Source organism: Proteus sp. FZP2095 (genome assembly GCF_023701425.1).
In the GTDB taxonomy this organism is placed as follows: Bacteria; Pseudomonadota; Gammaproteobacteria; order Enterobacterales; family Enterobacteriaceae; genus Proteus; species Proteus cibarius.
Genome location: NZ_JAMQBJ010000001.1, coordinates 265,761 through 289,999, shown reverse-complemented (window position 1 = coordinate 289,999; position 24,239 = coordinate 265,761). Strand labels below are relative to the sequence as shown.

The 24,239-nt window shown below is 37.5% G+C and carries 16 protein-coding genes and 1 pseudogene; 7 read left to right on the top strand and 10 right to left on the bottom strand.

Going from position 1 to position 24,239, the window contains the following annotated elements:
- Positions 1–332: 332 nt before the first annotated feature.
- From lpxK to serC, 8 genes and pseudogenes are all read right to left on the bottom strand, one after another.
- Entirely contained in the window at positions 333–1,322 is a 990-nt protein-coding gene (lpxK, locus tag NBG71_RS01290) for a tetraacyldisaccharide 4'-kinase (RefSeq protein ID WP_196563752.1), read from the bottom strand.
- A complete protein-coding gene (msbA, locus tag NBG71_RS01285) occupies positions 1,319–3,064 on the bottom strand; it encodes a lipid A ABC transporter ATP-binding protein/permease MsbA (protein ID WP_075673555.1) in 1,746 nt (581 codons plus the stop codon). The genes lpxK and msbA overlap by 4 nt, the downstream gene beginning before the upstream one ends.
- Positions 3,065–3,100: 36 nt before the next feature.
- A pseudogene (locus NBG71_RS01275) lies at positions 3,101–5,337 on the bottom strand (DNA internalization-related competence protein ComEC/Rec2).
- A gap of 545 nt (positions 5,338–5,882) precedes the next feature.
- On the bottom strand, positions 5,883–6,170 hold the full coding sequence (ihfB, locus tag NBG71_RS01270) for an integration host factor subunit beta (RefSeq protein WP_004244587.1): 288 nt from the start codon (positions 6,168–6,170) through the stop codon (positions 5,883–5,885).
- A gap of 64 nt (positions 6,171–6,234) precedes the next feature.
- Positions 6,235–7,908, bottom strand: a complete 1,674-nt coding sequence (gene rpsA / locus NBG71_RS01265; RefSeq protein ID WP_006537421.1) for a 30S ribosomal protein S1 — start codon at positions 7,906–7,908, stop codon at positions 6,235–6,237.
- A gap of 173 nt (positions 7,909–8,081) precedes the next feature.
- Entirely contained in the window at positions 8,082–8,768 is a 687-nt protein-coding gene (cmk, locus tag NBG71_RS01260; RefSeq protein WP_075673553.1) for a (d)CMP kinase, read from the bottom strand.
- A gap of 311 nt (positions 8,769–9,079) precedes the next feature.
- Positions 9,080–10,366, bottom strand: coding sequence for a 3-phosphoshikimate 1-carboxyvinyltransferase (gene aroA, locus NBG71_RS01255; RefSeq protein WP_250916471.1), 1,287 nt, complete (start codon positions 10,364–10,366; stop codon positions 9,080–9,082).
- Positions 10,367–10,568: 202 nt separating this feature from the next.
- Positions 10,569–11,657 (bottom strand): 3-phosphoserine/phosphohydroxythreonine transaminase, encoded by a 1,089-nt coding sequence (gene serC / locus NBG71_RS01250; protein WP_250916470.1) that lies wholly within the window; start codon positions 11,655–11,657, stop codon positions 10,569–10,571.
- 136 nt (positions 11,658–11,793) lie between these two features.
- Between serC and NBG71_RS01245 the strand changes: the two genes are divergently transcribed.
- Positions 11,794–13,224, top strand: a complete 1,431-nt coding sequence (locus NBG71_RS01245; RefSeq protein WP_075673551.1) for an MFS transporter — start codon at positions 11,794–11,796, stop codon at positions 13,222–13,224.
- Between the two features lie 68 nt (positions 13,225–13,292).
- Here the strand turns inward: NBG71_RS01245 and ansB are convergent, their stop codons facing one another.
- Positions 13,293–14,330 (bottom strand): L-asparaginase 2, encoded by a 1,038-nt coding sequence (gene ansB, locus NBG71_RS01240; protein ID WP_083629111.1) that lies wholly within the window; start codon positions 14,328–14,330, stop codon positions 13,293–13,295.
- Between the two features lie 228 nt (positions 14,331–14,558).
- Here ansB and ycaO point away from each other — a divergent pair, with 228 nt between their 5' ends.
- From ycaO to NBG71_RS01215, 5 genes are all read left to right on the top strand, one after another.
- Positions 14,559–16,316 (top strand): 30S ribosomal protein S12 methylthiotransferase accessory factor YcaO, encoded by a 1,758-nt coding sequence (ycaO, locus tag NBG71_RS01235; protein WP_250916469.1) that lies wholly within the window; start codon positions 14,559–14,561, stop codon positions 16,314–16,316.
- Between the two features lie 672 nt (positions 16,317–16,988).
- Positions 16,989–17,843 carry a formate transporter FocA gene (focA, locus tag NBG71_RS01230; protein ID WP_075673549.1) on the top strand — a complete coding sequence of 285 codons (855 nt, stop codon included), beginning with the start codon at positions 16,989–16,991 and terminating at the stop codon, positions 17,841–17,843.
- Positions 17,844–17,897: 54 nt separating this feature from the next.
- Positions 17,898–20,180: a formate C-acetyltransferase gene (pflB, locus tag NBG71_RS01225; protein ID WP_075673548.1), complete on the top strand. Its 2,283-nt coding sequence runs from the start codon at positions 17,898–17,900 to the stop codon at positions 20,178–20,180.
- 108 nt (positions 20,181–20,288) lie between these two features.
- Complete coding sequence (gene pflA / locus NBG71_RS01220; RefSeq protein ID WP_036938126.1) at positions 20,289–21,029, top strand: pyruvate formate lyase 1-activating protein; 741 nt, start codon at positions 20,289–20,291, stop codon at positions 21,027–21,029.
- A gap of 355 nt (positions 21,030–21,384) precedes the next feature.
- Entirely contained in the window at positions 21,385–22,263 is an 879-nt protein-coding gene (locus NBG71_RS01215; protein WP_159241902.1) for a BPSS1780 family membrane protein, read from the top strand.
- 86 nt (positions 22,264–22,349) lie between these two features.
- Here the strand turns inward: NBG71_RS01215 and allD are convergent, their stop codons facing one another.
- Positions 22,350–23,399, bottom strand: coding sequence for an ureidoglycolate dehydrogenase (gene allD, locus NBG71_RS01210; RefSeq protein WP_159363913.1), 1,050 nt, complete (start codon positions 23,397–23,399; stop codon positions 22,350–22,352).
- A 404-nt stretch (positions 23,400–23,803) separates the two neighbouring features.
- Here allD and NBG71_RS01205 point away from each other — a divergent pair, with 404 nt between their 5' ends.
- Positions 23,804–24,136 carry a hypothetical protein gene (locus NBG71_RS01205; RefSeq protein WP_109419896.1) on the top strand — a complete coding sequence of 111 codons (333 nt, stop codon included), beginning with the start codon at positions 23,804–23,806 and terminating at the stop codon, positions 24,134–24,136.
- Positions 24,137–24,239 lie beyond the last annotated feature (103 nt).

The following is a 24,239-nucleotide window of genomic DNA, read 5'->3' as shown; positions in this document are numbered from 1 at the left end:
AAAGCTCAATAAATACTTACAGTATCAATATGACAAAAAGATGACATAATGATATTGGTTGCACACTGATAAAAAAGATAACCAAATATAGAGATAATTAGTCACCATCAGAAATTATTTTTATCATCCGTTGTGCACAAAAGCTGATGCTATTCACTGCACAAAATATTAACCCTACATTCAAGATCCACAAACTCTCCACACAAGGCTTTTGAGTAGATAGGGTAGTGGCGAATTAAATTGAACTACGACAAAAGCGATATGCGACTGTAGGTAGGTAATCTTTTATGTAACGCTATCCTGATTTCCACTATAAATATCATTGTTTCAGATCAGATACAAGTTTTTTTCGAGCCGTAAATTAAATTGCTAACTTGTTTTAGCACAGATTGACTATTTAATTCAGCGCTAACGGGTAAATACCACCAATTATCTTGAGCAAAATGCTGACATTTAACAGCATCCTTTTCTGTCATAATAAGAGGTTCTAAGTCAGGTGTTAAATCCTGTAATTCTTGAACACTGTAATCACTATGATCACTAAATGCTTTTGTTGTAATTAACTCTATCCCTTTTTCATGTAACGAGTTAAAAAACCTAGGAGGATGACCAATTCCAGCGATAGCAACAGCCTTTTTAATTTGCTGAACTGGTTTTTTTTCTCCTGTTTTAAGATTAACTGCAGTATCACCTTCCAGCACCATGCCAATCTCATTATTCTGGCTTATTCCACCATTCACGATAATTGCATCCACAGAATCTAATCGCCCTGCACGCTCTCGCATAGGACCTGCAGGTAGCCACCAACCATTGCCGAATCGACGTTTCCCATCAATGACAACAATTTCATAATCACGTTGTAATGCGTAATGCTGCAAACCATCATCAGTGATGATCACATCAAGCTCATGTTGAGCTAATAACGCTTTTACTGCATCTCGTCGATTAGGTGCAACTGCAACGGGAGCACCTGTTCGATGATAAATCAATACAGGCTCATCACCTGCCATGGCAGGTGTCGTATCTGATGACAAAAGTAATGGATAATGGTCTGATTTTCCGCCGTAACCACGAGAGACAACTCCTGGTTTAAACCCTTGTTGTATTAATTGCTCAACAAGCCATATCACAACAGGTGTTTTGCCATTCCCGCCTGCAGTTAAATTGCCAACAATCACAACTGGAATTGGGGCTTTCCATGATGCTAGCCATCCTTTCTGATATGCAAAACGCCTTAATAATGTAAGCGCGCCATACAACCATGAAAATGGAAGCAGTAGGATATAAAACCAAGATTTACCAGACCAAATCCGTTCAATCATTTGCCAAATTGCATCCTGTGAAGTTGTGCATAAATACCTTGTTTCTCAATCAAATCAAGGTGTGCGCCACGTTCAACAATTTCACCATCTTCAATAACTAATATTTCATCCGCTTTTTCAATAGTTGATAAACGGTGAGCAATCACTAAAGAGGTTCTGTTTTTCTGTAATTCATCAAGTGCTGACTGGATAGCACGCTCTGATTCTGTATCTAGCGCTGATGTAGCCTCATCAAGAATGAGGATTGGCGAATCTCGTAATAACGCTCTTGCAATTGCAATACGCTGACGTTGTCCACCTGAAAGTAATACACCATTTTCACCAATTTCAGTATCTAAGCCTTTATCCATTTTTTGGATAAAATCCATTGCATGTGCCATCTTCGCCGCTTTTTCAATATCTTCACGGGTATACTGATCTTCACATGCGTAGACAATATTATTTGCTACGGTTTCATTAAAAAGATGCACATTTTGAGAAACCAACGCGACTTGATTACGCAAAGATTTCAATGTGTATTCACGAATATCATGACCATTAATTAATATTTCACCTTCATTAATGTCATAAAAACGCGTGATCAGATTTGCAATCGTAGACTTACCAGAGCCTGAGCGTCCAACTAATGCAACAGTTTTACCTGCTGGAATGGTAAATGACATATTTTTCAGTGCTGGCGTATCTTTCGTGACATATTGGAAAGTCACATTACGGAATTCAATATCACCAGTTGGTTTTTTTAGTTCAAGCTTACCTGTGTCTTTTTCTTGCTCCATATCGAGGATAGTAAATAGCGTCTGACAAGCAGCCATACCACGCTGGAATTGAGCATTCACATTAGTCAGTGATTTCAATGGACGCATTAATGCAACCATTGAGGAGAATACAACAGTAATTGTACCTGCTGTTAATGTATCCATTATCTCAGGGAAACTCGCTGCATACAGAACAAATGCTAATGCAAGAGAAGCGATTATCTGAATAATAGGATCTGAAATTGATGATGCGACAACCATACGCATACCTTGACGGCGAATATGATTGCTTACATGGTTAAAGCGTTTATTTTCAACTTCTTGACCATTAAAAATCAGAACTTCTTTATGCCCTTTTAGCATTTGTTCTGCGCTAGTTGTCACTTGTCCCATGCTATTTTGGATACGCTTACTGATCGTTCTAAAACGAGTCGATACTATACGAATAACAACAGCAACAATAGGTGCGATAACGATAAGGATCAGGGATAATTGCCAGCTATAATAAAACATCAAACAAAATAGTCCGATGATATAGGCACCTTCACGTACAACGGTAATTAATGCGCCTGATGATGAAGAGGCAACTTGTTCTGAATCATATGTGATACGAGAGAGTAAAGTCCCTGTTGATTGCTGATCAAAAAAGCTCACCGGCATTCCCATAATATGAGAAAACAGTCGGCGACGCATATTCATTACAACTTTTCCAGAAACCCAAGAAAGACAGTAACTTGAAATAAAGTTAGATATACCACGCAGAGCTATCAGACCAATAACGGCAAAAGGCATCCATTTTAATACGTCATTACTGGCTTTACCAAAACCTTCATCAAGAAGTGGTTTTAATAAAGAAATCATAAATGCATCCACACCCGCATTGATGATTAATGCAATTGCAGCAGTGATTAAACCAGCTTTGAAAAGCCGGATCATTGGCCATAAGCGGCGGAATGTTTGCCACGTTGATAGATCTATATCATTCATATATATTACCAAACTTTTAATAATTAGCCGGTCATTCTACTCGGGAAACGTCAAAACACCAAACCACTGATGATACCAACGAGGCAAAATATCTCGCCTATAGGTAAATACATCAATATTATCTTGATTAAACTCGATAGAAACTTGCCCACTAATAGAGGTTGTTAGCCAATTAATAGCTTCTTTTTTATAACGATGATGTACTTTATCAGAAGGCAAACGCCAAGGGCTATAACGAGCGGCAGAAACAAGTGCAAATTTTGGTGATACTGCTTGAATAAACATCAATGTGGATGATGTTTGACTACCATGATGAGGAACTTGTAAGACATCTGCTTTTAGTTGATCTTTTTTTACTCTTACCAATTGAGCTTCAGCTTCTTTTTCTATATCTCCAGTTAGTAGAATATTGTATTTCCCATCACTAACATTGATCACACAGGATTGATTATTTTTCGGGGAGAGTAATTTATCCAGTGGCCACAATGCATCAAATTGAAGCCCTTTCCACTGCCATGATTTATACTTAAGCAAGGTAAATGCGAAGGTTCGTCAAAACTACTACGAATGCTTAAATTAGGATAAGTTTTTATTAAATCTTCCATTCCTCCTGTATGATCAAGATGATCATGACTAATGATCAATGCAACTGGCGTAAGTCGATGATGTCTTAAATAAGGAATGATGACACTCTTTGCAATCGAACCTCCATTTTTCCAACGCATTCCCGTGTCATAAATAACCGCTTCCCCTTCTTTTTCAAGAATAACTGCTAAGCCATGTCCAACATCTAACATAGATATTCGCCATTGGTAACGTGAAGAGGCAATGAATTCACCGTATAAAATAGTACCAATAGCCACAATGCAAATAAAATGATAACGCCACCATGACATTTTTATGATTAAAATAGTACCAATCCCAAAAAATCCTAATAATAAAGGAATGGCACCACTATTTTGCCAATATGGTAAAAATAAAGGAGCACACCAAAAAGCAAGGTTAATAGAAAGATCAACCCAGTGCCAGATTATTGGTTGTAAAAATGAGAGAAAGAATGTCAATAATCCGAGCATTATTAATGGCACAGTAATAAAAGAAACAATAGGAACAGCCCATAAATTAACGATAAAACTAAAAAAATTAGCGCCATTAAATAAATATAATTGGAATGGTAATAAAATAATTAATAAACCAAATTGTAAATGTACCAACCTTAAAATAAACCACCGTTTTTGATGGTTATATTTAGCTTTTAATGGGTACATCCAATACCAAAAGATAATGGCAAATACAGCAGAAAATGAAAGCCAAAAACTAGCTGAAAGTATAGAAAGAGGCTCAATAATAAGAATAAGTGCCGCACTCCAAAGTGCCCATTGCCAAGGTAAAAATAATCGACTCCCCCAATGTAAAATCACCCAAACAGTTAATCCAATAACAGCTCTTGTTGCTGGTATTCCCCAACCTGATAACGCAGTATAAAAAACACCACATAGCCAAGCTATAACTAATGGAAACCTTGGATTAATCCATCTGATAGGGAAAAAAAATTGAATACCTCTTGCAATAATCCAACCAAAAAAGGCTGCTAACCCTATATGTAAACCCGATATCACAATTAAATGGGCAATCCCTGTTTTCATATAGAGATCTTTTTTCTCAGGTTCAATATATCGCTTATCACCTAAGACTAAAGCAATAATTTCACCTTTATTTTTTGCTGTTTGCCAATGAGCGGTGATTTTCTGAATAAGTTGAGTACGTAGTGATATATCATCCCGGATAAACTTGGCTGTCATCACTTTACCCGTTAATGTTTCCTTCACAGAAACGGCATATTTTTGGCTATCAAACCCACCTTCATTTAAATAACTATGTACAGCTCTAAATTGAATCTTAAACTTCCAATATTGTCCTACAGCTATGTTTTTAGGCGGGCTTCGCCAATATACGTTTGCATACACAGATGATGAAAAGAGCGTCGTCTTCGTAATGGGTATTTTGATAATAATATTGCCATCTGTTAATTGACGATACTCCATAACCTTGGTTTCAAATGTTGCCATATTATCAGCAAACTGTTCTGTTCTCGTCATTAACGATGACGCAACCATATTTGAATAAACCCAGAAAAATAGAAATATCGCTGAAAAGCGACATAAGCAAAAAGGAATAAATAATAAAAATAGTGCAACAAGAATAATAATAGAATAAATAGTCTGACTAAAAAGCGTATATTGAACTAATAAAGGTAAGCAACCTAATATCATTGCCAAAGCTATATTGTCTAAAGTTAACTTCGTGAAATAGAGTCTTCGAAAATAGGCTGAATGAAAGCACCTCCGTTTTATTGATACCATCTTTAATTCAAAAAACTTTATCATTCGATTCAATAAAATCATTTCTAGCATCCTTGCCTACAATCATTCTTTAAATATCATGATGTTATCATTTAATTAAAGATAGGCTTTTAGGTCGTTTTTTAGTGATGCTTTATAAAAAGAAAAAGATCTCTTGTTACATACAATAATTTTTGAGAAGAAACTCGTAAAAAGAAAAACAACTAAGTGATATAGGTAATTAGATAGAGAAATTAAAATGAAAGCAGAATAAAGTAATAAAAAAGAAAGGTGCTAGTGAGACAAAATCAATAAAACGAATCGTTCAATCTAAGGTTGGGATTGAAAATGGAAGATGAAAAAAATTAGGGAGCAGAAAAATAAACTAAAAGTGATAATAATGGGTAATAAAAAACGGCACCTAAGTACCGTTTTTGAGAAAGTTAACTAACATCGTGCCATTTCGACAGGAATTATTATTCCGTATAAATATTTACACGGTCACGTAACTCTTTACCTGGCTTAAAGTGTGGAACGTATTTACCTTCCAGCTCTACTTTATCACCAGTTTTCGGGTTACGACCCGTACGCGGCGCACGGTAGTGTAGAGAAAAACTGCCGAATCCGCGGACTTCGATACGCTCACCATCAGCTAAAGTATCAGCCATATGATCAAGCATTTCTTTTACAGCTTCTTCAACCGTCTTAGCCGAAAGATGAGATTGTAGGCCTGCAAGTCTCTCGATTAACTCAGACTTGGTCATATTACCTCCCTAAACTACCGATAAATAGGCAACGATTAACGTTGCCTTCCGTTAATAACTTAAATTATTCGCCTTTAGCTGCTTTGAAAGCTTCAGCCATAGCGTTATTTGAAAAACCAACTTCTTCTTTGTTGTTTACAGAAGCGATAGCGTCTTTCTCGTCTGCTTCGTCCTTAGCACGAACAGATAAGTTGATAACGCGGTTTTTACGGTCAACGCCAGTGTATTTAGCTTCTACAGCTTCGCCAACATTCAGAACCAGAGTTGCATCTTCAACGCGGTCACGTGAAGCTTCTGAAGCACGCAGGTAACCTTCAACACCGTCAGCTAATTCTACAGTTGCGCCTTTAGCGTCAACAGCAGTTACTTTACCAGAAACAATAGCACCTTTTTTGTGAGCAGACAGGTAATTATTGAATGGATCTTCTGATAATTGTTTAACGCCCAGTGAGATACGTTCACGTTCAGCATCAACTTGCAGAACTACAGCAGCGATTTCGTCGCCTTTTTTGTATTCACGAACTGCTTCTTCACCTGCAACATTCCAAGAAATGTCAGATAAATGAACCAGACCGTCGATACCGCCGTCTAAACCGATGAAGATACCGAAGTCAGTGATAGACTTGATTTTACCTTCAACACGGTCGTTCTTGTTGTGAGTTTCTGCAAACTGCTGCCATGGGTTAGATTTGCACTGTTTCAGACCCAGTGAAATACGACGACGTTCTTCATCGATGTCAAGAACCATAACTTCAACAACATCACCAACGTTAACAACTTTAGATGGGTGAATGTTTTTGTTAGTCCAATCCATTTCAGAAACGTGTACCAGACCTTCAACACCTTCTTCGATTTCTACGAAGCAACCGTAATCAGTCAGGTTAGTTACACGACCAGTCAGTTTAGTACCTTCTGGATAACGTTTAGCGATAGCTACCCATGGATCTTCGCCCAGTTGTTTCAGACCTAGTGATACGCGAGTACGTTCACGGTCGAATTTCAGGACTTTAACAGTGATTTCGTCGCCAACATTGACAATTTCGCTTGGGTGTTTAACACGTTTCCAAGCCATATCAGTGATGTGCAGTAAGCCGTCAACACCGCCCAGATCAACGAATGCACCGTAGTCAGTAAGGTTCTTAACGATACCTTTAACTTCCATGCCTTCTTGCAGGTTTTCTAATAACTGATCGCGTTCTGCGCTGTTTTCAGATTCGATAACCGCACGACGAGACACAACAACGTTGTTACGTTTTTGGTCTAATTTGATGACTTTGAACTCAAGCTCTTTGTTTTCCAGATGAGTTGTATCGCGAACTGGGCGAACGTCTACCAGTGAACCTGGTAAGAACGCACGAATGCCGTTCAGTTCAACAGTGAAACCACCTTTAACTTTACCGTTGATGATACCAACAACAGTTTCGTTTTCTTCGTAAGCTTTTTCCAGCATCAGCCACGCTTCGTGACGTTTAGCTTTCTCACGAGACAGAACGGTTTCACCGAAGCCATCTTCAACCGCGTCCAGAGCAACATCAATTTCGTCGCCCACTTGGATTTCTAATTCGCCTTGAGCGTTTTTGAATTGTTCTACAGGAATAGCAGATTCTGATTTCAGACCTGCATCAACCAGAACAACGTCTTTATCGATAGCAACTACAACGCCGCGAACGATAGCGCCAGGACGAGTTTCGATTGTTTTTAGGGATTCTTCAAAGAGTTGAGCAAAAGATTCTGTCATGTTAATGATCTTCAAGTAAATTTAATTAACGTCCATTTAGCATCCGGCCGAATGGGGTTGTTTCACATACCTCGTTACATCCTTTGTGACAAGGTCATCGGGCATTGTTGTGTTTTCATTAACACGTCAACCCGATTTTGATAATTACCTAGTATAAACGAAATAAAAATTAATTACGCTGATAATTGCAGATTTTTTTTAGCATAAGTCAACGATTTTTCAATGACTTCGTCAATAGACAAGCTTGTAGAATCGAGAATTAATGCATCTTTCGCCGCAACAAGTGGCGCAACAGCACGATTCCGGTCACGGTAATCGCGTTCTTTTATCTCGGATAAAAGGCGCTCAAAGTTAACATTAAAGCCCTTTTCCTGCAACTGTAACATGCGACGACGCGCGCGCTCTTCTGCACTCGCTTCTAAAAATATTTTCACTTGAGCATCAGGAAAAACGATTGTGCCCATATCTCGACCATCGGCAATTAAGCCCGGCGCTGTACGAAATGCACGCTGGCGACGCAATAATGCTTCTCTTACTCGAGGAAAAGTTGCAGCTTGTGATGCCGTATTCCCAACTGTTTCTGTTCGAATTTCTGTTGAAACATCTTCACCTTCTAGAATGACACTTAAGCCATTCTCATTAGGAATAAAACGCACATCCAAATTTGCCGCCAAAGGTACTAATGCATCTTCGGAAGTAATATCAACGTGATGATGTAAAGCTGCTAATGCCAATACACGATAAATAGCGCCAGAATCGAGTAAATGCCAGCCAAATGCTTGCGCTAATGCTTGGCATAATGTTCCTTTACCTGCTCCGCTAGGCCCATCAACAGTTATAACAGGGACGATAACCGCCATGAGTTTCTCCTTTTCGTGGGTACTGCATTTCTGTGTTTGTTGCTCTTATTACATTGATATAATAGGCATAGTATTCAAACAGAGAAAAACAGTATTAATATATGCGCGACATTATACGCATACAATGTATAGGAAGAAACAAGCAGATAAGCACTAAAGAGTCTTATTTAATATTATTTTTTGAGGTGGCGTATTTTTTAGAAAAATTAATCTAATTATAATAAAAAATCGGCAGTATTGTTCTCCCAAAGATTCAATACTGCCGATTTAACTGATTTAATTTTGACTCATTTTAATTAATGATTTTTACATTAATTATTACGTTGAGAAAGTGTTTCTAATTTCTCAAAATAATCAGGGAAGGTTTTTGCGGTACATCCCGGATCAAGAATAGTAATTGGTGTATCAGAAAGCGCTACCAGCGAAAAACACATCGCAATACGATGGTCGTTATAAGTTTCAATATCCGCAGTGGTTAACTGTTTTGGTGGTGTTACTTTTAAGTAGTCGTGCCCTTCTTCAACAATCGCCCCCACTTTTTGTAACTCTGCCGCCATTGCTGCTAATCGGTCAGTTTCTTTTACACGCCAGTTATAAATATTGCGGATAACCGTTTCGCCTTCAGCAAAAAGTGCCGTAGTAGCAATGGTCATTGCTGCATCAGGGATAGTATTCATATCCATATCAATGCCTTTTAACGTTCCACGCTCACACTCAATATAGTCCTCACCCCAGCGTACTTTTGCACCCATTTTTTCAAGTACAGAAGCAAAGTGAATATCTCCTTGTAAGCTATTTTTACCAATACCTGTAACACGTACCGTACCGCCTTTAATAGCAGCAGCAGCTAAAAAGTAAGATGCCGATGAAGCATCACCTTCTACAAGGTACTTTCCTGGTGATTGATATTGTTGGCCACCTTTTATAATAAAGCGCTGGTAGTCTTGGTTTTCAATTTTTCCACCAAAGGTATTAATTAATGCTAAGGTAATATCAATGTAAGGTTTTGATACTAATTCGCCTTTAATGGCGATAGTCGTATCTTGCTCTGCCAAAGGTGCCATCATTAATAAAGCTGTCAAAAACTGGCTAGAAACACTACCATCAACCTCAATATTGCCACCTAAAAAACCACCACTTAAGCGAATTGGTGGATAATCAGTCTGTTCAAGGTAGTCAATTTTTGCACCACCTTGGCGTAAAGCGTCAACTAAATGCCCAATTGGACGCTCTTTCATACGAGGTTCACCAGTAAGAACAATATCATGCTGACCGAGATTTAATGCAGCCGCTAATGGGCGCATTGCTGTACCAGCGTTACCTAAGAAGAGTTCTAATGGCGAATTTGTTTTAAATTCACTTCCTAGTCCTTCAATATCACATACCGTATTGTTATTTGATAATTGATATTGCACACCTAATGCTTTTAGTGCATTAAGCATATGACGAATATCATCACTATCTAATAAGTTAGTTAAACGAGTTTTACCTTTAGCTAAAGCCGCTAATAACAACGCACGGTTAGAGACACTTTTTGATCCTGGTAAATTAATAACACCTTCGATATGAGCGATAGGTTGTAATGTTAACGATTCCATAAACAGGTAAAAACTCCAATAAACAAGTAAATTAAGCGGGGGATGCTGTTTAATTAAATATAAAATTATTTAGGCACTTATATTTTTATTTATTATTCTGTACTTGGTAACTCAATTTTAATTATTAACATCTTAAAGATTGAATAATAAGAAAACCTGTATTTTAAGCAGGCTTTCTTATTCTAGTTCTAGATTTTATTTATTACGCATGGCGTCGTTCAAAATCAGCCATAAAGTCGACTAATGCTTGAACACCTTCCAATGGCATTGCGTTATAAATTGAAGCGCGCATACCACCTGATACACGGTGACCTTTTAATGCGACTAAACCTTGAGCTTCTGCCTCTTTTAAAAATACGGAATCCAGTTCAGGAGAAGACATTTGGAAAGGCACATTCATTAGTGAACGATTTTCTGTGGCAATACGGTTGATATAAAAATCACTATTATCAATTGCACTATAAAGAAGCGCTGCTTTTTCATAGTTACGTTTTGCCATCTCTTGTAAACCACCTTGCTCTTTCAGCCATTTAAAGACCATACCTGATAAATACCAAGCAAAGGTAGGTGGTGTATTAAACATGGAGTCATTTTCAGCAAGCACTGTGTAATCAAACACAGAAGGTGTTTCTTTGCGCGCTTTACCTAATAGATCTTCACGAATAATGACAATAGTTAACCCCGCAGGACCAATATTCTTTTGTGCACCCGCATAGATAACACCAAAACGGCTAACATCTATCGGTTGAGATAAAATCGAAGATGAGTAGTCAGCAATAACAATTTTGCTATCATCAAAATCTGGCTCTTCATGAATGGCAATACCATCAATGGTTTCATTTGGGCAATAATGCACATAAGCTGCATCAGCGCTTAATTGCCACTCTTTCATTGGTTTAACACCAATTTTGCCATCAACTTCTGTTTTAATTTTAATTATATTTGGCGAACAATATTTTTCAGCTTCTTCGGCTGCACTTTTTGCCCAATAACCACCATCAATATAATCAGCGCTTACTTTATCGCCTAATAAATTGAGAGGTAAAGCAGCAAAATGACCTCGAGCACCACCGTGACAAAAAAGAATTTTGTAGTTTTCTGGCACATTGAGAAGATCACGAAGATCTTGTTCTGCCTGATGAGCAACTTCAAGAAACTCTTTACTGCGGTGGCTAATTTCCATAATCGAACGCCCTAGTTCATGCCAGTTGCATAATTCTAATTCTGCACGACGAAGGACTTCTGCCGGTAACATAGCCGGACCTGCACTAAAGTTATATACCTGACTCATTCAAATTCACCCTATCTGAATATGTTTTTACAAAATGACCTTTATCGGTTGTATCATTCCCGTTAAATTGGCGCAATGATTATTGTGAACTAACGCATAATATGCAGAGCATAAAAATAATGGCTAGGAGTGTTTTATGTCGGGGAGTGTAAATAAAAAAGAAGAAGCAAGCTGGGGAATGCTTCTTCATGGAAAAAATAGTCTAAAATCGCTCGCTTTAGCAGGAGGTGTCGCATTACACGCAATTAATGTCTATATTACGATCACAACGCTACCTTCAATTGTACGTGATATCGGTGGGCTTAATTTATATGCATGGAACACCACTGTTTTTATTCTGGCGTCAATTCTCTCTTCTGCATTAACTTCACGATTACTGAGTGCATTCGCCCCTCGCAATAGTTATCTTTTTGCCACTATTTGCTTTTTAGCAGGCTCTGTTATTTGTGCAACAGCACCTTCAATGCAGATATTACTTTTAGGGCGATTTATTCAAGGGGCTGGCGGAGGAATGTTGCTGGCACTTGCTTACTCTTTAGTCAGAGTCATGTTCCCTCAACCACTTTGGTCCAGAGCTATGGCGTTAATGTCTAGTATGTGGGGAATATCGACACTATTAGGCCCCGCATTAGGTGGAATATTTGCTGAATATGATGTTTGGCGTGGTGCATTTTGGTCTATTTTATTTGTAGGCATTCCTTACGCTATTTTATTATTTACTATTCTTCCTACCGAGAATAATACTGATAATATTGTCGCCAAAACGCCATTACCTTATCAACAGCTTATTTTATTAATGCTCGCTGTGTTATCTATTTCTATTGGTAGTCTTTATAACGTTATTTTATATAACACCTTATCCATTATATTTGCGGTGATCTTTATTTTACTGTTAGTCAATATTGATAAAAAATCAAATGATGGCTTATTTCCTAAAGGGACATTTTCTTTTTCTGCACCATTAGCACCAATATATCTCACTATGGCTTTATTAGGGATAAGTGTACAAACAGAAGTCTTTGTGCCCTACTTCTTGCAAATTATCCATAATATTACCCCTCTGCTTTCGGGTTATTTAGCTGCATTGGTGGGTGCAGGTTGGTCTTTCTCTGCCATTGTGTCTTCATCAAGAAAACAACATACTGCTCAAAAATTAATGCGTTTTGGTCCAATGATTAACTTTTCAGCCATTGTGATCCTTGGCTTATTTATCTCTAATGTTCTAACCATACCTTATGGGCAAATTATCATTATTTGTATAGCCTTATTTTTTACAGGTGCCGGTATTGGTATGGCGTGGCCTCATTATTTAACTCGTGTATTGCATGTTTCTCAAGGGCGAGAAGCTCAAAAAGCAGCAACATCTATTACCACAATCCAATTGTTTTCAACGGCTGTTGGTGCCTCTATTTCAGGAACGGTGGTTAATATGGCTGGGTTAACAGATCCGGGTGGCATGATAGGCGCTCAAAATGCGGCACATTGGCTCTTTATTGTTTTTGCAATAACGCCATTAATTGCTTTTTTTACCGCAAGAGTTGTTGTCTCTCGAGCCCAAACCAATTAGCCATTTCACTCTTTAAAAATAACAAAGCCTCATAAATGAGGCCTTGTTATTATTCAAACTCTTTTAAATTAATACTTTTCGAAATTCTCTTGGATCTTCGCAGGCTCTTGCGTTTGTGTTAAAGATAATTGTAACAATACTCTCGCTTTTTGTGGGTTTAAGCGCTCTGATGCAACAAAGCCATATTTTGCATCATCAACTTCACCATTTTGTGTAGTAAAGCCTACTGGTACACGGCTTGCTCGCACAACAACCACACCTTTTTTAGCGCCATCAGCTAAAGTATCAAAAATATCAGTATATAAGTTACCATTACCAACACCTGCGCTGACAATACCTTTATAGCCATTATCAATAAAGGCTTTTGCTGGTAAATTAGAGGCATTGGAGTAATTATAAACAATACCAACTTTTGGTAATTCAGTCAGTTTACTGACATCAAATGCGGGTTTATCTGCTCGAGGTAATGCTGCAGTGTAGTAATGAACCTTACCATTATGCACATAACCTTGAGCACCAGCGTTAACGGGTTGGAATGCTTGAACTTCAGTCGTGTTCATTTTCACAACATCTTTACCACTGATAACCGCATTATTCATGGTTACTAATACACCACGATCTTCAGAGGCTTTATCACTCGCAATCACAACAGCATTAAATAAATTTAAAGGGCCTTCAGCACCTAATGCTGTTGCAGGACGCATTGCACCCACCATAACGACAGGTTTTTTACACGCAGTGGTTAAATCAAGAAAATAGGCTGTTTCTTCCATGGTATCTGTACCATGAGTGATCACAAAGCCGTCTGTTTTATCGCAGTCTGCATTAATTTTATTAGCCAGCTTAAGCCATACTTGGTCATTCATATCTTGAGAGCCGATATTCACGACTTGCTCGCCTTTTAAATTGGCAACTTTTTTAGCCTCAGGTACTGCATTAATCAATGTATCAATGCCTAATTTACCTGCTGTATAGCTTGATGTTGTTGCGGAATCGCCACCACCAGCAATTGTGCCACCTGTTGCTAAAATAGTGATATTAGGTAAGGCAAAAGCAGAACCACTGATTACAGCTAACAGGCTGGCGAGCAATGTTTTTTTCATCATCGAACTTATCCCTTATGAGTTTATAAATAAATCCAATTATGATGATTTAAAATTATTAATTCCGTGATAAATCGAACGAATTTATTAAAAAAACTCATATATAAAACAAATTATGAGTTATAAATATAGTTAGCCTTGGGTAAATGAGAGAAATTATTAGTGCATCACAGGGGATTTCAGTATCATGTGCCCCTAACTATCACCAGCAAAATATTGATGAAACCTGCCATGTCACAAACATTTATTCCTGGCAAAGATGCCGCACTGGAAGATTCTATCGCTAGCTTTCAGCAAAAATTAACCGACTTAGGATTTAACATTGAAGAAGCTTCATGGTTAAACCCTGTTCCTAACGTTTGGTCTGTTCATATTCGCGATAAAGATTGCCCTTTATGTTTCACCAACGGTAAAGGAGCCAGTAAAAAAGCAGCATTAGCCTCCGCATTAGGCGAATACTTTGAACGTCTCTCAACCAATTATTTCTTCTCTGATTTCTGGCTAGGTGCTGATATTGCAGAAGGTGAATTTGTTCACTATCCAAGTGAAAAGTGGTTCCCACTAACAGAAGATGATTCTGTTCCTGCGGGCTTATTAGATGCTCGTTTACGTGAATTTTATGATCCTGAAGGTGAGTTATGCGGTAGTGAGTTAGTTGATTTACAATCAAGTAATCATGATCGCGGAATTTGCGCACTACCATTTATACGTCAATCTGATGAAAAACCTGTTTATATTCCTGTAAACATTATTGCTAACTTATATGCATCTAATGGTATGTCAGCAGGAAATACAAAGAATGAAGCGCGTGTTCAAGGATTATCTGAAGTTTTTGAACGTTATGTAAAAAATCGCATTATCACTGAAAGAATTAGCTTACCTGAAATTCCTAAAGAAGTTTTAGCTCGCTACCCTGCTGTTATTGAAGCGATTGAAACATTAGAGAAAGAAGGTTTCCCAATCTTTAGCTTTGACGCATCTTTAGGGGGACAATTCCCTGTTATTTGTGTTGTGTTATTCAATCCACAAAATGGCACATGCTTTGCCTCTTTTGGTGCTCACCCTGATTTTGGTGTAGCTTTAGAGCGTACTGTCACAGAACTATTACAAGGCCGTAGTCTTAAAGATCTCGATGTCTTTAATCCGCCAAGTTTTGATGATGAAGAAGTCGGTGATCACACTAATCTTGAAACGCACTTTATTGATTCAAGTGGTTTAATTAGTTGGGATCTCTTTAAGAAAGATGCCGATTACACATTTGTTGATTGGAACTTTAGTGGTACGACAAAAGAAGAATTCCACACCTTAATGTCACTTTGCCAACAATGTGATGCAGAAGTCTACATCATGGACTACTCACACTTGGGTGTTTACGCTTGTCGTATTTTAGTACCTGGCTTATCAGATATTTATCCCGCTGAAGATCTACAGTTAGCCAATAACATTATGGGTGTACATTGGCGTGATACTATTCTTTCGTTACCAACAAGCGAAGGCACTAAAGAAGAGTACCTTTCTCTTATTGGTCAGTTTGATGAAGATGGCTTAGATGACTTTACACGTATCAGAGAGATGATTGGTATTGCTCCGGGTAAAGATAATGGTTGGAGCCATTTACGAGTAGGCGAATTAAAATCAATGTTAGCGCTTGCAGGTGGCGATCTTGATCAAGCGCTTGTTTGGGTTGAATGGACTCAAGATTTTAATGCTTCTTTATTTACACCTGAGCGTCAGAACTATTATCGCTGTTTACACAATCTCTTATTATTACAACAAGAGACTGAACGTGAACCAGCACAATATATGCACGCATTTTCTCGTATGTATGGCGAAAAAACATTACAAGCAGCCTTAAACGCAATGCAAGGTAAACAAGCATTTTACGGATTACAAACTATTGATCCTGATTTAGCTAATTTACCTATTCATCAGTCGCTACTTGCAGCCTATGAGAAATTACAGAAAGCAAAACGTCAATCGGCTAAATAAGCCTATTTTGTTTAAGGTTATTTATTAAATAATAACTAAATTTAACTGAATAATAAGCACGTATTTAAATTGAAACACTCTATTGAAAAGTAGAGTGTTTTATTTTGTTGAAAATAAATTTTTGACAATTTTGTCAACTTGACAAATATGCCATCCGACAAAATTGTCAAAATATGGCAAAATTGACGATTTGAGATATTTAATGCGACACTATAAATATATATTGAACTTTTGCACTAATAATATAGCTTAAATACAGTTTAAATTGCTATTTGTTTAACCAGATCTCAAAAATTTAAAAACCTTATTTTTATAATGGATATATGTCTGGAGTAATCAATAAAGATTAACCACAAATAAAGTAATGTTTATATTTATGACAAAAGTAAATAAGGCGTTAAATTTGATTTTTAATTCTTAACATACGGGGTTTAAATAATACTTTATATTTACTTTTTACTTTATTTATCCAGCTAGTCTAAAATTTTTTGATAATTTTTAAAAAATTTTTTTATTTTATTAATCAAATAGTTATAGCTAAAATAGCGGGTTTTTACGCACTAAAAACAGGATTCTAATGAGCGACCATGATCCATATCAATTTTAGAAGTAAGCCCCTTTGCTACTATTATTGCGTGCTATAATTATTCCAACATATAAGAGAGTGTTAGTATGAAAGCTGACAGCCCTTTTAATTTATTATCACCTGCTGATATGGCAAAAGTTGCCGATGATGCATGTTGTTATAAAGCAAATAAACAGATCCCAATGACTTACTTATCTGCATTTACTGCGGGAATGTTTATATCAATTGCTTTTGTTTTTTATATTACTGCTACTACAGGTACCGCATCTGTTCCTTTTGGGCTGGCTAAATTAGTCGGTGGGATCTGCTTCTCTCTGGGGTTAATGCTTGTTGTCGTTTGTGGCGCGGACTTATTCACCTCAACTGTTCTTACTATTATACCTAAAGCAACCGGACGTATATCTTGGGGCAAAATGTTTGCTAACTGGATAAATGTCTATCTTGGCAACTTTGTTGGCGCACTCTTTTTTGTCGCCTTAATGTGGTTTGCTGGTCAACATATGGCAGCAAATGGGCTTTGGGGGTTGAATGTTTTACAAACTGCGCAACATAAACTAGAGCACACGTTTATTGAAGCAGTTTGTTTAGGTATTCTAGCTAACTTAATGGTTTGTCTTGCAGTATGGATGAGCTATGCAGGCCGTACGCTGATTGATAAGCTTTTTGCACTGATTTTACCTATCGGTATGTTCGTTGCTAGTGGTTTTGAGCACAGTATCGCTAACATGTTTCTTATTCCTTTAGGTATTGTTATTAAGAATTTTGCACCAGCAGAATTCTGGACTAAAGTAGGTGCATCATCCGAACAATTTTCAAATTTAACTGTATCAAATTTTCTCTCTAATAATTTATTACCTGTCACTATCGGTAACATTATTGGCGGAGCAGTCCTAGTCGGTCTGGTATACTGGTTAATGCATCTGCGCGGTGATAAACATTAATCCGTGCAGGTATGACTGATTTCTTAAGTTCCATTGTAAAAAGGTAGAAGTATCATGTCTGATTTAAATGAAAAATTTGCTGAAGCATGGAAAGGTTTTTCTGAAGGTGAATGGCAGAACGGTGTTAACGTTCGTGACTTTATTCAAAAAAACTACACTCCATATGAAGGCGACGAATCTTTCCTAGCAGGTTCCACTAAAGCAACTGATACACTTTGGGAACAAGTTATGGAAGGCATCAAAATCGAAAACCGCACGCATGCGCCGGTTGATTTTGATACTTCTGTTGCTTCAACTATCACATCTCACGATGCGGGTTACATCACTAAAGATTTAGAACAAATCGTAGGTTTACAGACTGATGCACCTCTGAAACGTGCGATCATCCCATTCGGTGGTATCCGTATGGTTGAAAGTTCTTGCCATGCTTACAACCGTGAGCTGGATCCAGAACTGAAAAAAATCTTTACTGATTACCGTAAAACTCACAACCAAGGCGTTTTCGATGTTTATACTCCAGACATCTTAAAATGCCGTAAATCTGGTATTTTAACAGGTTTACCAGATGCATATGGTCGTGGCCGTATCATCGGTGATTACCGTCGTGTAGCACTGTACGGTATTGAGTTCCTGCGTAAAGATAAATTTGCCCAATTCACCTCTTTACAAGAAAGAATGGAAAAAGGCGAAGATCTGGAAATGACTATCCAACTGCGTGAAGAAATCGCAGAGCAGCACGCTGCTTTAGGTCAAATCCAAGAAATGGCTGCGAAATACGGTTACGATATTTCTCGTCCAGCTCAAAACGCTAAAGAAGCAGTACAATGGACTTACTTCGGTTACTTAGCCGCCGTTAAATCTCAAAACGGTGCTGCAATGTCATTTGGTCGTGTATCTACTTTCTTAGATATCTACATCCAACGTGATATTGATGCAGGTTTACTGACAGAAGAACAAGCTCAGGAATTAATTGACCACTTAGTCATGAAATTACGTATGGTTCGTTTCTTACGTACTCCTGAATATGATGAGCTGTTCTCTGGTGACCCAATCTGGGCAACAGAATCTTTAGCAGGTATGGGTTTAGATGGCCGTACTCTGGTAACTAAGAATACTTTCCGTTTCTTAAATACCCTGTACACAATGGGTCCATCACCAGAACCAAACATGACCATCCTGTGGTCAGAACAACTGCCTATCAACTTTAAAAAATACGCAGCGAAAGTCTCAATCGATACTTCTTCAATCCAGTACGAAAATGATGACTTAATGCGTCCTGACTTCGACAGCGATGACTATGCAATCGCATGTTGTGTTAGCCCAATGGTTGTTGGTAAACAAATGCAGTTCTTCGGTGCTCGTGCAAACTTAGCGAAAACCTTACTGTATACCATCAATGGTGGTGTTGACGAAAAACTGAAAATCCAAGTAGGTCCAAAACATGCGCCAATCATGGATGAAGTATTAAACTTCGATACCGTGATGAACCAAATGGATCACTTTATGGATTGGTTAGCAACTCAGTACGTCACTGCGCTGAACGTTATCCACTATATGCACGATAAATACAGCTATGAAGCAGCTCTGATGGCACTTCATGACCGTGATGTATATCGTACAATGGCATGTGGTATCGCAGGTCTGTCTGTTGCTGCTGACTCACTGTCTGCAATCAAATATGCAAAAGTTTCTCCAATCCGTGATGAAAACGGCTTAGCGATTGACTTCAAAATTGACGGCGAATACCCACAATTCGGTAACAACGATTCTCGTGTAGATGACATCGCTTGTGACTTAGTTGAACGTTTCATGAAGAAAATTCAGAAACTGCGTACATACCGTAATGCGGTACCTACACAGTCAATCCTGACTATTACTTCAAACGTTGTTTACGGTAAGAAAACAGGTAACACTCCAGACGGTCGTCGTGCAGGCGCACCATTCGGACCAGGTGCTAACCCAATGCACGGTCGTGACCAAAAAGGTGCAGTAGCTTCTCTGACTTCTGTTGCGAAACTGCCATTTGCTTATGCAAAAGATGGTATTTCTTACACCTTCTCAATCGTACCTAATGCATTAGGTAAAGATGATGATGTTCGTAAAGCGAATCTTGCTGGTCTGATGGATGGTTACTTCCACCATGAAGCAGGCATCGAAGGTGGTCAACACCTGAACGTCAACGTGATGAACCGTGAAATGCTGTTAGAAGCAATGGAAGATCCTGAGAAATATCCTCAGTTAACTATCCGTGTTTCTGGTTATGCAGTTCGCTTTAACTCACTGACTAAAGAGCAACAGCAAGACGTTATCACCCGTACATTTACACAAACAATGTAATTAAGATAACTATATGCATTTATTTACTGAGAAAGTAGATAAAATCGCTTAGAATAAAGGCCCCTACTTCGGGGCCTTTTTATTAGACAGTTTTGGAGTAACCCTGTTATGTCCGTACTTGGTCGTATCCACTCATTTGAATCCTGCGGTACTGTTGACGGTCCCGGAATACGTTTCATTGTTTTCTTTCAAGGATGCCTAATGAGATGCCTCTATTGTCACAACCGTGACACATGGGATACTCATGGTGGGCAAATCGTCACAGTTGATGAACTAATGAAAGAGGCGGTTACCTATCGTCATTTTATGAATGCTTCTGGCGGCGGTGTTACTGCTTCAGGCGGCGAAGCAATTTTGCAAGCAGAGTTTGTACGTGATTGGTTCCGTGCTTGCCAGAAAGAAAATATCCATACCTGTTTAGATACTAACGGCTTTGTTCGTCGTTATGACCCTGTTATTGATGAATTAATGGATGCCACCGACTTAGTGATGCTCGACCTAAAACAAGTCAATGATGAGATCCATCAGAAACTGGTTGGTGTATCAAACCAGCGTACACTTGAATTCGCACGTTATTTAGCAAAACGAGGCCAAAAAACATGGGTTCGTTATGTGGTTGTGCCTGGTTGGTCTGATGATGATGATTCTGCTCATCGTTTAGGCGAGTTTATTAAAGATATGAAAAATATCGAGAAAGTAGAACTTCTTCCTTACCACGAACTCGGCAAACATAAATGGGTAGCTTTAGGAGAAGAATACAAACTCGATGGTATTCATCCACCGTCAAAAGAGACGATGGAAAATGTAAAATCAATTCTTGAGTCTTACGGCCATAAAGTCATGTATTAAGTTTTTCTATTTGAAATTAATTTAAGAAGCAGTGTTTTTAAGCACTGCTTTTTTATTTATAGAGTAAAACTATATTGATACAAGAAAGTTCTATTTTCATTTCTCTTTGTTCTTTTCATTTTATGTATCTTATTCTTAAAAAGAATTTCTAAAAATAATGTACCTTTCATGAGATTAATGATTTTTGCGCTATTTTTTATTGTTAAAGATGAAATATATCAACAAACCTAAATCGCCTTTATAAGATTATCCTTAACCTATATTAGCTTTAATACAGTTGATTAATAACAAAACAAAAAGATATTATAGAGGGCTTATATTTATAAACAAAGATATCGGGATTAAGGTACAGGAAATGGAACAAGACAACAATTCATCGCTAACAGAGCCACAAGAGGTATTCACGCCTATTCCTCAAGCTCGAGGTGCCTCAGGTGGTGTTCGCTGGCTAGGACTGGGATGGGATTTAATAAAAGAACGTTTTTGGATGTGGATAGGCGTTATTATTATCTACTTTATTGTTAGCCTTATTATATCGACCATTCTTGGATTTATTCCGCTAATTGGTCCAATTATCTCACCTTTTGTTACTACTGTATTAGCTGCTGGTGTCGTCGCAATTGCTCACCAACAGTATGAAACTCAACGTATTGATGTTGATTCCTTATTTGTTGGTTTCTATAACAAACGTTATCTTAGTTTGATGGGGGCTTACGGTATTAGTTTTCTCATTTTACTTGTAGGCTTTATTCTTGCATTTATCGTCAGCAGTGCCGCCATGATGGATGTTTTTTATGCTATCAATAGCGATTATCCTGAAGAGATTATTGTTGAAATGTTGATGGATAACTCATCTGGATTTATATTATTTTTTGTTATTATTGCTATTTTTGGCACATTGAGTACAGCCGCCTATTGGTTTGTCCCGGCTCTTGTATTAGTCAACGGCTATAAAGCATTCCCTGCGGTTAAAGCAAGCCTTTCAGCCGTAAAAATAAATTTAGCGGGTGGGTTCTTCTTCTTTATTTTACTGTTCTTTATTATCGCTATTAGTGTTATTCCATTTGGTTTAGGGCTATTAATCACTATTCCTCTTTCTTACACTGCAATGTATGGCTCTTATCGTGATATTTTTTATCACCATAATGTAAGTAGCCAAGGAAATAATGGTGGAAATGGAACAATTTCTCTTAATAAAACCGCTGAATCTAATATTGGTAAATTAGTTAGTTAATTATTAACATTAACTTACTTAAATAAAACAGCAGTAGAGCGTAAACTCTACTGCTTTTTATTGTCTAGAATAAATAGCTATTATCATTAACCCGCAAATGGGTCTTTATTGTTATAGGATTTGTTATAAAGCATATCAGATATTAAATAATCATAAATTTCATCAACAATTTCAATGCCTTCTTTCTCGCTTCTTTGCTCTTCTATTTGACTATTCTCACCAGGATAGAGAACTTTATCTACATTCGGTGCAGGTTTAATTGCATTTAATTCGCCCATAACCTGTGAGATATGTTCTCTAAATAGAGTAGCATCAGTAAAGAAAGCGGGATTAATCACAATATGCAATTGACCCAATTCTCGCCCTTGTGTTAAATCGTGATACATCGAACTGACATGTTTACCAAAAGGAAGCCCAAGTAAAACACCAGACAACACATCAACCATCATCATTAAGCCATAGCCTTTAGGGCCTGCAATAGGCAATAACCCTTTTACTGCAAAGGGATCGGTTGTAGATTTACCACTTTCATCAACAGCCCAAGTATCGGGAATATCGACATGGCGTGAACGCGCATCTAACACTTTACCCCATGCCTGCACGGTTGTCGCCATATCAAATGTAATATGTTTATCACCTACGCCTGGAGCAGAAAATGCAATAGGATTTGTGCCGTAATAAACTTCTGAGCCACCAAAAGGAACAACCATTGGATCAGATTGGCACAACGAAATACCTACCATACCCGCTTTTGATGCTTGTTCAACAAAGTAAGACAGTGCTCCACTATGACCAATTCGTCTTACACCAACAACAGCAACGCCCTTGTCTTGTGCCATTTTGATAGCACGTTCCATTGCATCTTTCGCTGCAACATGCCCTGCACCATTATCACCATCAAATACAGCGCTACAAGGTCCCGTTTCAGTATAAGTAAAATCAGGACGCTTATTCGTACCACCCTTACTTATCCGCTCTGCATAATACTCTACACGTACTGCACCATGAGAATGAATACCTTTGGCATCAGCATGGACTAAGACATCAGCCACCGTATCCGCATGAGACTCACTTAATCCTGCATGATGTAATTTATTTTTTATTAATTGATGTAACTGCTGTTTAGAAACTATCATAGAATATGCTCTTTTGTAGGGTTCTAATGAAATAGAAACGTCATAACGTAACTGAGGTAAATTCGAGCGATAGGTATAATTTAGCAACATAAATTAGATATGCCGTGACCAGTTTAACCAACGTAGGATTGCGTTATATTTTTATTTAATCCTACTTTATTTAGTAAGAATTTTTTTATAATCATCTTTTTCTACATTTTATAACTATATTTAGATGACACTAAGAAGGCTAGAAAATCTTTTATTAAGAATAAATGGTGAAAACCTAGCTATCACTTTTTATTTAATTACAATATTATGCTCCCTTTTTATGTTAAAACATCCAAGTTCTTGTACATTCTTTTTGAAAAGTTAAATCTGTTTCAGTAGTCTGTAGAAGAATTAAAGTTTTTGGAATAAATAAAATGATAAATAAAGAAATATTAAAAAACTTAAAGTACTTTGAAAAAACACCATTAATTCATTATATTAATTATTCTCTAACTGAAGAGGCAGAAAGAAATATATTAAATGGTTGGTTACCTTCATGTATGGAAGATAAATGGCTCTCTTATAGTATAGAAAATTGTATCTATGTTCACCGTAGTTGGAGTGGACATTTAATGTATAAATTTACTATTCATAATAAAACCATTGATTATATAGAAATTGCAATGGACGATTTTGTTAATATGGAAAACGAAAGAAAAATAGAGATATTTTTTTCTCTATTACCTTATTTATCTAAACCTCATTGAGATATTGTGCATTAAATAAAGATATACCTTTTAATTTCTTTCTATATCATTAAACAAAAACCCCCTGCCTAAGCAGAGGGTTAAATTATTAATACTCAATTAA

Excerpts from the sequence above, each read along its gene's own strand:
- ycaO (WP_250916469.1), top strand. The coding sequence starts at position 14,559 with ATGTCACAAACATTTATTCCTGGCAAAGATGCCGCACTGGAAGATTCT.
- pflB (WP_075673548.1), top strand. The coding sequence starts at position 17,898 with ATGTCTGATTTAAATGAAAAATTTGCTGAAGCATGGAAAGGTTTTTCT.
- msbA (WP_075673555.1), bottom strand. The coding sequence starts at position 3,064 with ATGAATGATATAGATCTATCAACGTGGCAAACATTCCGCCGCTTATGG.
- NBG71_RS01245 (WP_075673551.1), top strand. The coding sequence starts at position 11,794 with ATGTCGGGGAGTGTAAATAAAAAAGAAGAAGCAAGCTGGGGAATGCTT.
- serC (WP_250916470.1), bottom strand. The coding sequence starts at position 11,657 with ATGAGTCAGGTATATAACTTTAGTGCAGGTCCGGCTATGTTACCGGCA.
- lpxK (WP_196563752.1), bottom strand. The coding sequence starts at position 1,322 with ATGATTGAACGGATTTGGTCTGGTAAATCTTGGTTTTATATCCTACTG.
- ansB (WP_083629111.1), bottom strand. The coding sequence starts at position 14,330 with ATGATGAAAAAAACATTGCTCGCCAGCCTGTTAGCTGTAATCAGTGGT.
- focA (WP_075673549.1), top strand. The coding sequence starts at position 16,989 with ATGAAAGCTGACAGCCCTTTTAATTTATTATCACCTGCTGATATGGCA.
- allD (WP_159363913.1), bottom strand. The coding sequence starts at position 23,399 with ATGATAGTTTCTAAACAGCAGTTACATCAATTAATAAAAAATAAATTA.
- NBG71_RS01215 (WP_159241902.1), top strand. The coding sequence starts at position 21,385 with ATGGAACAAGACAACAATTCATCGCTAACAGAGCCACAAGAGGTATTC.
- cmk (WP_075673553.1), bottom strand. The coding sequence starts at position 8,768 with ATGGCGGTTATCGTCCCTGTTATAACTGTTGATGGGCCTAGCGGAGCA.
- pflA (WP_036938126.1), top strand. The coding sequence starts at position 20,289 with ATGTCCGTACTTGGTCGTATCCACTCATTTGAATCCTGCGGTACTGTT.
- ihfB (WP_004244587.1), bottom strand. The coding sequence starts at position 6,170 with ATGACCAAGTCTGAGTTAATCGAGAGACTTGCAGGCCTACAATCTCAT.
- NBG71_RS01205 (WP_109419896.1), top strand. The coding sequence starts at position 23,804 with ATGATAAATAAAGAAATATTAAAAAACTTAAAGTACTTTGAAAAAACA.
- rpsA (WP_006537421.1), bottom strand. The coding sequence starts at position 7,908 with ATGACAGAATCTTTTGCTCAACTCTTTGAAGAATCCCTAAAAACAATC.
- aroA (WP_250916471.1), bottom strand. The coding sequence starts at position 10,366 with ATGGAATCGTTAACATTACAACCTATCGCTCATATCGAAGGTGTTATT.